This window comes from Anabaena sp. AL93, from assembly GCF_001672085.1.
GTDB lineage: Bacteria > Cyanobacteriota > Cyanobacteriia > Cyanobacteriales > Nostocaceae > Dolichospermum > Dolichospermum heterosporum.
Genome location: NZ_LJOU01000028.1, coordinates 41,926 through 53,653, shown reverse-complemented (window position 1 = coordinate 53,653; position 11,728 = coordinate 41,926). Strand labels below are relative to the sequence as shown.

Genomic DNA, 11,728 nt, shown 5'->3' with positions numbered 1-11,728 from the left:
CTCCCTAACCTTCCCCTTATAAAGGCTACGGTGTACACACAAGTTATCGAATCACCATTATTCCTCAAATTACCCCACCCTAACCCTCCCCGATGCTTTGGGGAGGGAACTAGATTTTTATTGTTTCCCCCTTTACAAGGGGAAAGGGGAGGACTATAGCAAATAAACATTGGATTTGAGAACTTTGATCAGTTTATTGCCCATGATAAGAAAAAAGACAGGCAAAAAGCCTGTCAAATAACCGATGATTTAGCAAAGAATTTGTAATCATTCTCAACAGTGATTTTTCCGATTCATGAAGTATCTAAATCAAATAAATCACACCAATCATAGTTATGATTTAGAAATTCATTTCCGCAGCTTGGACTTTTTCTACTTGTTTCTTCTTGAGAACTAGCATGATTTGTGCCATCATCACTAAACAGATAAAAGCAACTAACCATGTAACTCTAGAAGAGTCTTGCAAAACAATTTCTGCATCTCTTTGACCAAAACCACCAACATTGGGGTTGTTGGTTAAAGCATCACCAATGGCAACGGCTTGTCCTTGAGTCACAATTAATTCAGGTCCAACGGGAACTGTATCGGTAACAACATCACCAGTTGCGGTTGTGATGCTAATTAGATTCTTAACGTTACCGTCTTCATCTTCTGTTTGAGCAATTTTGCTAATTGTACCGGCAGCAGAAGCGTTGAATAAGTTATTATTGCTCTTCTCACCTGTGGGGTAAACTTGTCCACGTCCGCGATTACCGCCTACATGAACAGAGTATTTGCCAAAGTGGATATTTTTGTCTGTGGCGGGGTTAGGAGAAAGAATCGGGAAGACGATTTCTTGATATTCTTCACCGGGTAATGGACCAACAATGACAACATTATCTGTGGTGTCGTTGTAAGGGGTGAATGTCATATCACCCACTTCTGCTTTCATTTCTTCAGGAATGCGATCTTCTGGGGCAATCTTGAAGCCTTCGGGCAACATTAATACAGCACCAACATTTAAACCAACCTTAGAACCATCAGCACCAACTTGTTGCACGGTGGTATCGTAAGGGATTTTGACAACGGCTTTAAATACAGTGTCAGGAAGTACAGATTGAGGAATTTCTACTTCTGTGGGTTTAGCAGCTAGGTGACAGTTAGCGCAAACAATTCGCCCTGTGGCTTCGCGGGGGGTGGCAGGAGCGGTTTGTTGCGCCCAAAAGGGATAGGCAGCGGCAGTTTGTGGGACGGCTATATCGCTAGTGAATAAAAAGGTAACAGTAGCGATCGCTATAAGCAATGTATTAACCATTGCTTTAGCAGTGCGAGTTAACCTCGCAGGTGTAAGGGCATTTCTCATCTCTATAAAGTCATTTGTCAGTGGTCAGTTGTCAGTTGTCAGTTGTCATTGGTCAGTAGTCAGTAGTCAAGAGTTGATTAAAAGCCCTAGATTGTTGACTTGAGACTAATAACTTTTGCACTATTTAAGCCCACCAAGCGGCATCCCCAGTGCGGAAATCGGTTTCTGTCCAAGGTGTTAACAGAATTTTGTCGTCTGCCACTTTGGCATGGGCTAGAGGCAAGGATTTTGGTGCAGGACCGCGAATTACTTTACCAGTAGCGTCATATTGTGAACCATGACAAGGGCATTTAAACTTATTTTCAGCCACATTCCAAGGGACAACACAACCTAAGTGGGTACAAATAGCATTAATCCCGTAGTCAGCGATCGCTTCTTTACTTTCCACTACAATATAGGTAGGATCTCCCTTGAGTCCTTGTACCAAACTGCGACCGCCCACATTATGGCTGTCTAGAAATTGACTAACACTAACATCATTACCCAATTCATTCTTGGCTACTGTACCGCCACCAGCACCACCGCTAGCAGGAGGAATAAAGTAGCTAACAACAGGGTACAATGCACCCAACGCCACCCCGGTAACAGTCCCAAAAGTGAGCAGGTTCATAAACTGACGACGACCCATATCGGGAACATCTGCTGATTCAGAAAATTGAGCCATAATCTCCGCGCTGTTTGTGTAATTTATTAATCATTTTGACAAGAGTACCAGCACAAGAGCCACTCTTATCTGAATCGAAATCATAACGCTCACAGCGATACCCTAATTCTCAGTTGCAAGACATAGTGAGCATCTTTATCTGTTAGCATTACATTTCTTTATATCCTTATCATACTGGAGTCACGGAACTTAATATCATAACTAAATGTAAAATCTAGATAAGCTCAGGGAATAGGGAACAGGGAACAGGGAACAGAAGGAAACTTCTTAACAACGGACAACTGTACGGGCGAAGCATTTGGAGAACTATTTTTGGCAATGATCGATAATTTATCTTCCAAATGCTTCGCCCCTACTAACAACGGACAACGGACAACGGACAACGGACAACGGACAACGGACAACGGACAATGGACAACTGTACGGGCGAAGCATTTGGAGAACTATTTTTGGCAATGACCGATAATTTATCTTCCAAATGCTTCGCCCCTACTGACAACTGACAACTGTACGGGCGAAGCATTTGGAGAACTATTTTTGGCAATGACCGATAATTTATCTTCCAAATGCTTCGCCCCTACTGACAACTGACAACTGTACGGGCGAAGCATTTGGAGAACTATTTTTGGCAATGACCGATAATTTATCTTCCAAATGCTTCGCCCCTACTGACAACTGACAACTGACAACTGACAACTGACCAAAATTGCTATGACCGGAAAGGAATTACGCCAACTGTTGATTGATAAATGGGGACAACCTTATGATGTCCAGTTTCGCCGCACCCAGGGCAAAATATTTCTACAAATCATGTGGAAATATTTTGGACAAGCCTCTTTCCCTTTAAGCGAAACTGATTACCAAGATCATCTTGACAGCATTGCTAATTATCTCAATGCCTTGGGAGGAATACAACAAGTACAAACTTTCATTCTAGAAACCAAAGAGCGTCCCCGTCTTGGTAAAGCAGTTAGTATCCCCCTGGACTTAGGTGAACGCGCTTCAGAATGGATTGTTTAAAAATTAGGCAATAGGTAATAAGGTGTTACTCCTAACTCCTGACTCCCAACTCCATAACCTTAAACTGAAGATATAAAAAAATTAACGGAAATGACTAATATATCTGTTACTATCTACACTTATTGTACTAGGTCAACACGGTATTAATCAAGCTATGATTATGGGACGGTTTTAGAAGCCTGGAACGCTCTGGGTAAATTATGTTAATTTTTACGAGATGCTACGAGAACACAGTGCAGGGGACGTAAGCTGTGCGAATTCCGCTTGATTATTACCGAATTCTAGGATTACCGTTGGCGGCCAATGAGGAACAATTGCGACAGGCATACAGCGATCGCATTGTCCAATTGCCCCGACGGGAATATTCGACTACATCTATATCTTCTCGCAAGAAGCTGATTGAAGAAGCTTATATGGTTTTATTAGATACCGAAGAGCGCAAAGCCTACGATCAGCTTTATCTAGCTCACGTTTATACTCCTAACAAAACTGCTGATCAAGTTCCACAACAAACCCTAACAGATAATAACTCCAAAGATCAAGATGCTCAAAGTCTCAGCATTGAAATCACCCCAGAGCGATTTGTTGGCTCTTTGTTAATCCTCCAAGAACTAGGAGAATATGAATTAGTATTAAAACTTGGTCGCCCGTACCTAGTTAATAAACCTAGTTCAGTTAGTCTGAAAACAGGTCATCGTGCTACCCAAATAGAAATTCCCGAAAACTCTGACTTACCAGATATTATCCTCACCGTCTCCCTAGCTTGCCTAGAACTAGGACGGGAAGAATGGCAACAAGGTCACTATGAAAATGCCGCCGTATCCTTAGAAACAGGTGAGGAATTATTAGCACGAGAAGGCTTATTTCCCAGCGTCCGCGCTGAAATGACCGCTGATCTTTACAAACTGCGTCCCTACCGCATCTTGGAACTATTAGCACTACCACAAACACAAATTCCCAAACGTCGGCAAGGATTAGAATTATTACAAAGTATCTTAGAAGATCGTGGCGGTATTGATGGTACAGGCAACGATCAATCAGGACTTAACATAGATGACTTTTTACGATTTATCCAACAAATTCGCCATTATTTAACAGTCTCAGAACAGCATAAACTCTTTGAATTAGAAAGTAAACGCCCCTCAGCCGTGGCTACATATTTAGCAGTATATTCCTTAATCGCCAGAGGTTTTGCCCAACGCCAACCAGCATTAATTCGTCAAGCCAAGCAACTATTAATGCAATTAGGCAAACGCCAAGACGTGCATTTAGAACAATCCCTTTGTGCTTTACTCATGGGACAAACGGAAGAAGCCACCCGCGTCTTAGAACTAAGTCAAGAATATGAAGCCTTAGCTTTTATTCGGGAAAAATCGCAAGACTCACCAGACCTATTACCCGGACTATGCTTATACAGTGAACAATGGTTACAGCAAGAAGTATTTCCCCACTTTCGAGATTTGGCAAAACAGCAAGCCTCGTTAAAAGAATACTTTGCTGATAGACAAGTACAAGCTTATCTAGAATCTTTACCCAACGATGCCCAAATTACCAATGAATGGGCAGTAATTAACCATCAATCCTTTCCCCAGCCAGATATTCATCATTACCGTCACCATAATAATAACACCACACAAACACCACAACATCATCAACCAGTCAATCCTGAGTTACCAGAAACCCATCCTCGACCTCAACCTGAATCTTCCCAGGGTTCTATACCGAGGTGGAATCATCCATCAACAGATGGAAATGAGGGAAATCAAATATCACAAATACCCTTAACAGCAGCAAACCCAAACAGAAGAACACATCCAGTTAATGATCATCCGACGGCAGTAACAAACCAGCAGCCTCCCAAACGCAGAAGACGCAAACCCACTGCTAATACACTTCCCCAGCGATTCATCCAGTCTCAAGCTAATTTTCTCAGTAGTCTAGATCCAAAAACACGCTTAGTTTGGTTAGTTTTTTTCTCATTGGGAGGAGTATTAATTTTTTCGTTATTAGTATCAACAACTTTTGGCTTGGTCAAAAATATCTTCTTTCCCAGTCCATCATTAAAGGGAGAACAGTTAGCAATACAACTAAATCAACCACCCATCAACATTCCTGACCCCAACAGCGAACCTGAGGCCACCAATAATGAAGAACTGACCAAGGAGACAGCAAAGGAAGTAATTGAAACTTGGTTATCTGCCAAAACCTCAGCTTTGGGGCAAAATCATGACATTGATGGTTTAAAGGAAATTTTAACAGGTGCAGTTTTATCCCAATGGCAGTCAGTAGCCCAGCAAGAACAAGAAGATCAACGCCATCGCCAGTACAAGCATAATGTGGAAATAGTCACTGTCTCTAACAAGGGTACAGACAAAGATTATGTATCTGTAGATGCTCAAGTACAAGAAGTTACCAAGTTCTATCAAAATAGTCAGCAGCAAAAGTCTTCTAGTGAAAACTTGCGGGTTCGTTATGATTTGGTTCGCAAAGAAGGCAAATGGCTGATTCAGAAAATGTCAGTGATTCAGAATTTTTTGTAAGTTGGAGGCAAGAGGTAAGAGGTAAGAGGGGAAAAATTTCTTTCTTCATCCTGACTCCTGACTGGGCGCGGGGCCCGCGCCCCTACCTCCTGACTCTTCCCTTAATGTTATGAAACTTTGACACTAATGCCCTGACTGAGATCGCTATATTAAGATTTCATGACATATTGATCCCCGCAGGGCTGATAACTACGTGAAATATAGTAAAACCTATCTTTAGACCCCTTGATCCCTAGATAGTTTTACTGGTTAATATTTACTTAACAACTCTTTGCAATCCTCAATAAATGCAAAACAACGGCATAACCAGGAATTTCGATGAGTTGGTATCTTAATAAAAAACAAACAGTAAACAAATTTAAAACTGGGGCAAAACCGGGAGTCAGGAATAAAAAAATCTGGGTAGATGATATTTCATCAAAATTTAAAATTTTTTTAACCCGGAAAAAATAATTTACCTTGTAAACTACTGGAGTCCAAATTAATGGCAAAAGAACGCCCACCGCTAGAAGAGATGACCCTACGGCAATTACGCAAAGTTGCCAGTGAATATTGTATATCTCGTTATAGCAGAATGCGGAAATCGCAGTTATTAGCATCAATTGAAGAAGTTCAGCATAGTAAGTTCTCGCTCAGTTCATCCCCTAATCTGGAGGCACAAGAAACCGTGGAAGCAGCAAAATTTGAGTTAGGTCAAGAAGATCGGACTGGTGGTTCTCTCGCTGATGTTGATGAAGCATTAGCCGATTTACCCGCAGGTTATGGTGACAGCCGGATAGTTTTATTACCCCGTGATCCTCAATGGGCTTATACTTACTGGGATATTCCTAACGACCATAAAGAAGAATTGCGTCGTCAAGGTGGACAGACCCTAGCATTGCGGATTTATGATGTCACTGATGTTGATCTAGATTATCAAAGTCCCCACAGTATTCAAGAATACCCTGCTGATGAACTAGCGAGAGAATGGTATTTGCCAATTCCTGTGAGCGATCGCGATTATGTGATAGATGTCGGTTATCGCACCGCTGATGGTGGTTGGTTGGTATTAGCGCGTTCCGCGAGAGTGCATATTCCCCCCGTCTATCCTGCTGACTGGATTGAAGATGTCTTCATCACCGTAGACTTTGAAGAAGACCTACGTGGTAAGACCTTCTACGAACTAGTTCCCCCATCCAAGAAATTACCAACTGCTACTGCTGCTGCGGGTGGTGGAAATCCCATTTACGAACAAATCTTTGGTCTAGCAGAATCCGCTGAAGCTCAACGGGTTGCAGGTTCTATATTCGGTTCTATGCAGCACGTCCCCGGTTCTGCTGCTCCCGAACAAGCTCTCAGTTCCTACGTTTTCCCATCTGGTGTAGGTATGTGGGCTATTCCTACCGTATCTGGTTTAACTATGTCCGGTGTGGGAATGTCCGGTTTCTCCGCTTCTGCTGTTCCTGCGCGTCCTCGCAAATTCTGGTTAGTTGCTGATGCTGAACTGATTGTCTACGGTGCAACCGAACCTGATGCAACTGTAACCATTGGTGGTCGTCCCATTAAACTTAATTCCGATGGTACATTCCGCTTCCAAATGTCTTTCCAAGATGGTTTAATTGACTACCCAATTTTAGCTGTTGCGGCTGATGGTGAACAAACCCGTTCTATTCACATGAAGTTTGAGCGCGAAACACCTTCTCGTCATACTAATACTAAAGATGAAGCTGTTTTGGAATGGATGGTATAAGTTCTGTATTTGAAGATTAACCATAACTGCAATTAATAAATTCACCCGTTATAGGATTACTGTAGCGGGTTTTTTATGGAAAGAAAATCAACAATGTCTGATAGCGTAACGTGGCGCCAGCCATATCAGGATACCCAGGATTACGGGATTTTCAGGATGTTGTTGTTTATTTGATGTGGGGATTTTGAGGATTTTTTTGTCTGAATCAGGATTTCCAGGATTAGAGGATTTTCAGGATGTTGTTGTTTATTTGATGTGGGGATTTTGAGGATTTTTTTGTCTGAATCAGGATTTCCAGGATTAGAGGATTTTCAGGATGTTGTTGTTTATTTGATGTGGGGATTTTGAGGATTTTTTTGTCTGAATCAGGATTTCCAGCATTTTAGGATTTTCAGGATGTTGTTGTTTATTTGATGTGGGGATTTTGAGGATTTTTTTGTCTGAATCAGGATTTCCAGCATTTTAGGATTTTCAGGATGTTGTTGTTTATTTGATGTGGGGATTTTGAGGATTTTTTTGTCTGAATCAGGATTTCCAGGATTACGGGATTTTCAGGATGTTGTTGTTTATTTGATGTGGGGATTTTGAGGATTTTTTTGTCTGAATTAGGATATCCAGCATTTTAGGATTTACAGGATGTTATAATATTTATAAACTTTCATCAAAATATACAGTTATGGCGATCGCTATTTCCCTGACTCCAGAACTAGAAGCAAGACTACGTGAAAAAGCAACCCAACAAGGAAAAGATATCAGTTTAGTAGCGGCTGAATTATTGAAAAATATCCTAGATTGGGAATTAGAAGATTCACAAGTAGCTATTCAAGGTATTCAGCAAGGATTAGATGATTTTGAAGCAGGTCGCTTTCGGTCTTTTGATGATTTTGCTAATGAACAACGTCGTAAATATAACCTGCCCCGTGAAGTATGAAATACTATATTGATATTTCTAGTATAGCAGAAGCCGAGGCAGATAAAGCATTTTTACAAATGTCTCAAATAACTTCTTCTGAAAAAGCAAGTCAGTGGTATGCAGGTTTACTACAACTAATTGAATCTTTATCACAAATGCCAAAACGATGTTCTTTAGCTAGAGAAAATGATTATTTTAGTCAAGAAATTCGGCAGATAATTTATGGTAAAGGACGCAACGCATACAGGATTATTTTCACAATTATAGAAGGAGAAGAAATTTCTACAGTTCGTGTTCTTCATATTCGTCATGCAGCACAGCAGACTATTGGTGAAGTTCCTGATGAATTTGCACAAGAATAATATCGCATTTTTGATGAGATATTCTCTGAATCAGGATACCCAGGATTGGAGGATGTACAGGATGTAATTTTTTTATTGTTTAGGAAAAATGGAAATTTTTGGATGATAGATAATATGCTGTGATTGTAATTATCATTTTTCAATATTTACAGACAATTCATCAATAACAATCTGTCTGAATCAGGATAACCAGGATTAGAGGATTTTCAGGATGTAGTTGTTTGATTGTCTATAAAATATAGAGATTTTGGGATGATAGATAAGTTATCAGTTAAATTATCCGCTGTTAATTCTTGACTATTACTGTAACTGGATTTTATAATCTTCAAATCTTCACAGACAATTTATCAATAACAATCCTGTACATCCTAAAATCCTGTACATCCTGATTCAGACAATTACAATTTCAGCATCCCACCAACAACTTACAAATCACAATCCTGTAAATCCATGAACACATCTAATACCCAAAATCTAAAATTAGACGAAATTACATACATAATAAATGGATGTGCAATGAAAATACACCGAACTTTGGGAAATGGTTTTCAGGAGGTTATTTATCAAAGATGTATGGAAATTGAACTCAAAAAATCAGGTTTAGGTTTTGGAAGAGAGGTAGAACAAGTAATTTATTATGAGGGAGTTGAAGTAGGAACACGAAGGGCGGATTTTATAGTTGAAAATCAGGTTGTGGTGGAGTTGAAAGCGGTTATTTCTTTAGAAGATGTTCATTTAGCGCAAGCGAAAAATTATTTGGTTGCTTATAATTTTCCTGTGGGATTATTGATTAATTTTGGTGGGTTGAAGTTGGAATATAAGAAGGTTTTTAATCCTAGATATTAGGGTTAATTTGTCTGAATCAGGATGTCCAGGATTAGAGGATTTTCAGGATGTGGTTGTTTATTTGAAGTGGGGATTTTCAGGATTTTTTTGTCTGAATCAGGATGTCCAGAATTAAAGGATTTTCAGGATGTGGTTGTTTGATTGTCTATGGGAAGTACAGATTTTAGGATTTTCAGGATGTTGTTGTTTATTTTCAGTGGGGATTTTGAGGATTTTTTTGTCTGAATCAGGATGTCCAGGATTACAGGATATTCAGGATGTTGTTGTTTATTTGACGTGGGGATTTTGAAGATTTTTTTGTCTGAATCAGGATAACCAGGATTAGAGGATTTTCAGGATGTAGTTGTTTGATTGTCTATAAAATATAGAGATTTTGGGATGATAGATAAGTTATCAGTTAAATTATCCGCTGTTAATTCTTGACTATTACTGTAACTGTATTTTATAATCTTCAAATCTTCACGGACAATTCATCAATAACAATCCTGTACATCCTAAAATCCTGGACATCCTGATTCAGACAATTACAATTTCAGCATCCCACCAATAACTTACAAATCACAATCCTGTAAATCCTAAAATCCTGGACATCCTGATTCAGAAAAAAAATATGAATCAGATATTTTCATTATGTTGGGTTACGTTTCTTAATCTAAGCTAATACTTTCATCTAAATCACAAATTCTTTTTATAAATTCACCTAAATCTGTTGATTCTAATTCTTCTTTCGTCATTTCTTTAGCAATTCGCCAATTTTCTGACTTACTCCAGCCAAGTGAAGCATTTCCTAATAGTTGATAATTGTCAAGTGCTGAATAGCTATCTCCTTTTACTGATTTTATTGCTCTATCTGTGAAGTAATTTTCAGTAGCTCGACGCTCTAGAATATGGCAATGAATACCATCCATCTCACAGTTTTGTTTGAATTTTTGTCTACATTGTTCTAATTCTGCACTAGGTGAATTTTTCTCACTATCTATCAGAATATAAATTTGGTCAGAAATACGTTGAATTTCTCTAAGTTCTTCTATTGAATGCCCATTAATAAAATCTTTCCCACCCAATGATAAAATTAATATATGTTGATCTTGCCTATATTTTCGTAAAAACTGCTGAAATGTCTTGATCTCAGTTCTACCTTCAACCAGTAAAACTTTCTTAAAACCAAACTCTCTATAAGTTGAATAACTAAGTTCTCCAAGTAACTCTACTAAGCTAGGATTTTGTTCGTACTCTCTTACTTCACTTCCTCTTGATGTTTTCTTTACCGTATAAATGTAGTCTGCACTTGATCTTGCTAGTCCAATACTGTGAGTTGCAAAGAGAGTTCCTTCTGAGGCATAATTTGCCAATGTAGTTAAAAAATCAAGTTGGAGTGAAGGATGAAGATTGAGTTCTGGCTCGTCAATAAGGATATAAGATGGTTTTTGTATAGCTACATTAATGAGAACCAGAATAAATTGAGCAAGTCCAGAACCAAGCTCTGAAAGATTATAGGCTTGATCATTAATGAATAGTTGTAATGATTGATCATCATTAGAAGAGTTAATTTCTAATTGCTCAAAGTTAAATATACGTTTAATATCATTGGTTAATTTTAATGTAGTTTTATTATGATTTCTATCATTTCCTGTTTTCAATTGTCGCCACTGCTGAATAAAATCTCTTCCAACTTTTATATCGTAATAATTTAAATATTTACTATCTATAACCCTCATGTAAGTAATATCAATGATAGGTAGCACACTAATGGCATTTCTGAAGGGACCAACATATAAAGTATTACTCAATTTTTTAAAAATTTCTAAAACATATGATATATCACCAGAGTTTTTCATAAGATTAGCAATTACATTCTCAGTATCATTACTAAATTCTGTATTTCCAATTTTTATACTGCCAGTGTATACATCATCTCTTGTAAATACTAGGTTTACTTCACTCAGAATATTTACATTATCTTGCACTATATGATTATCTTCAAATAAGAATTGAAAATTTATAGTTAGCGGACGGTTATTCTCATTACAATATATTTCCTTTAAATCTACATCTCCCTGCAACTTGGATGAATATAAACCACCCTTTACAATATTGATAAACTCACCATGATTGGAGAGTGACGCAAAAAGAGGACGAAATTCATAAAAAAATTTAAGTAAAGTAGACTTCCCTGAATTATTAACTCCTATAAATGCTGTGAAACCGTTTCTGATTTTTATTCTCGCTGGGTTAGAGTCTGAAAAACAGCGATAATTTTTGATAGTGATTAGAACTTCCATACAATCCTATATCTTAGTGAAAAAAGTTGA

The 11,728-nt window shown here is 38.6% G+C and carries 10 protein-coding genes; 7 read left to right on the top strand and 3 right to left on the bottom strand.

Going from position 1 to position 11,728, the window contains the following annotated elements; genetic code table 11:
* Positions 1–340: 340 nt before the first annotated feature.
* Both petA and petC read right to left on the bottom strand, forming a co-directional pair.
* Positions 341–1,342: a cytochrome f gene (gene petA, locus AN486_RS09575; RefSeq protein WP_053539374.1), complete on the bottom strand. Its 1,002-nt coding sequence runs from the start codon at positions 1,340–1,342 to the stop codon at positions 341–343.
* A gap of 124 nt (positions 1,343–1,466) precedes the next feature.
* Positions 1,467–2,006, bottom strand: coding sequence for a cytochrome b6-f complex iron-sulfur subunit (gene petC, locus AN486_RS09570; protein WP_148761332.1), 540 nt, complete (start codon positions 2,004–2,006; stop codon positions 1,467–1,469).
* Positions 2,007–2,324: 318 nt separating this feature from the next.
* On the opposite strand from petC, the gene AN486_RS09565 reads away from it, so the two are divergent.
* The 7 genes from AN486_RS09565 to AN486_RS09535 all read left to right on the top strand — a co-directional run bounded on the left by AN486_RS09565 (position 2,325) and on the right by AN486_RS09535 (position 9,416).
* Positions 2,325–2,465 (top strand): hypothetical protein, encoded by a 141-nt coding sequence (locus tag AN486_RS09565; protein ID WP_290600356.1) that lies wholly within the window; start codon positions 2,325–2,327, stop codon positions 2,463–2,465.
* Between the two features lie 252 nt (positions 2,466–2,717).
* Positions 2,718–3,026 carry a DUF3067 family protein gene (locus AN486_RS09560; protein ID WP_015078574.1) on the top strand — a complete coding sequence of 103 codons (309 nt, stop codon included), beginning with the start codon at positions 2,718–2,720 and terminating at the stop codon, positions 3,024–3,026.
* Positions 3,027–3,277: 251 nt separating this feature from the next.
* Positions 3,278–5,566: an IMS domain-containing protein gene (locus tag AN486_RS09555; RefSeq protein WP_290600354.1), complete on the top strand. Its 2,289-nt coding sequence runs from the start codon at positions 3,278–3,280 to the stop codon at positions 5,564–5,566.
* 484 nt (positions 5,567–6,050) lie between these two features.
* Positions 6,051–7,295: a DUF4912 domain-containing protein gene (locus tag AN486_RS09550; RefSeq protein ID WP_290600353.1), complete on the top strand. Its 1,245-nt coding sequence runs from the start codon at positions 6,051–6,053 to the stop codon at positions 7,293–7,295.
* A gap of 676 nt (positions 7,296–7,971) precedes the next feature.
* Positions 7,972–8,226, top strand: a complete 255-nt coding sequence (locus AN486_RS09545; protein WP_053539378.1) for a hypothetical protein — start codon at positions 7,972–7,974, stop codon at positions 8,224–8,226.
* On the top strand, positions 8,223–8,570 hold the full coding sequence (locus tag AN486_RS09540; RefSeq protein ID WP_053539379.1) for a type II toxin-antitoxin system RelE/ParE family toxin: 348 nt from the start codon (positions 8,223–8,225) through the stop codon (positions 8,568–8,570). The genes AN486_RS09545 and AN486_RS09540 overlap by 4 nt, the downstream gene beginning before the upstream one ends.
* Positions 8,571–9,020: 450 nt before the next feature.
* Positions 9,021–9,416, top strand: a complete 396-nt coding sequence (locus AN486_RS09535; RefSeq protein ID WP_053539380.1) for a GxxExxY protein — start codon at positions 9,021–9,023, stop codon at positions 9,414–9,416.
* Positions 9,417–10,063: 647 nt separating this feature from the next.
* Here the strand turns inward: AN486_RS09535 and AN486_RS09530 are convergent.
* A complete protein-coding gene (locus tag AN486_RS09530; protein ID WP_290600348.1) occupies positions 10,064–11,698 on the bottom strand; it encodes an ATP-dependent endonuclease in 1,635 nt (544 codons plus the stop codon).
* Between the last annotated feature and the right edge of the window lie 30 nt (positions 11,699–11,728).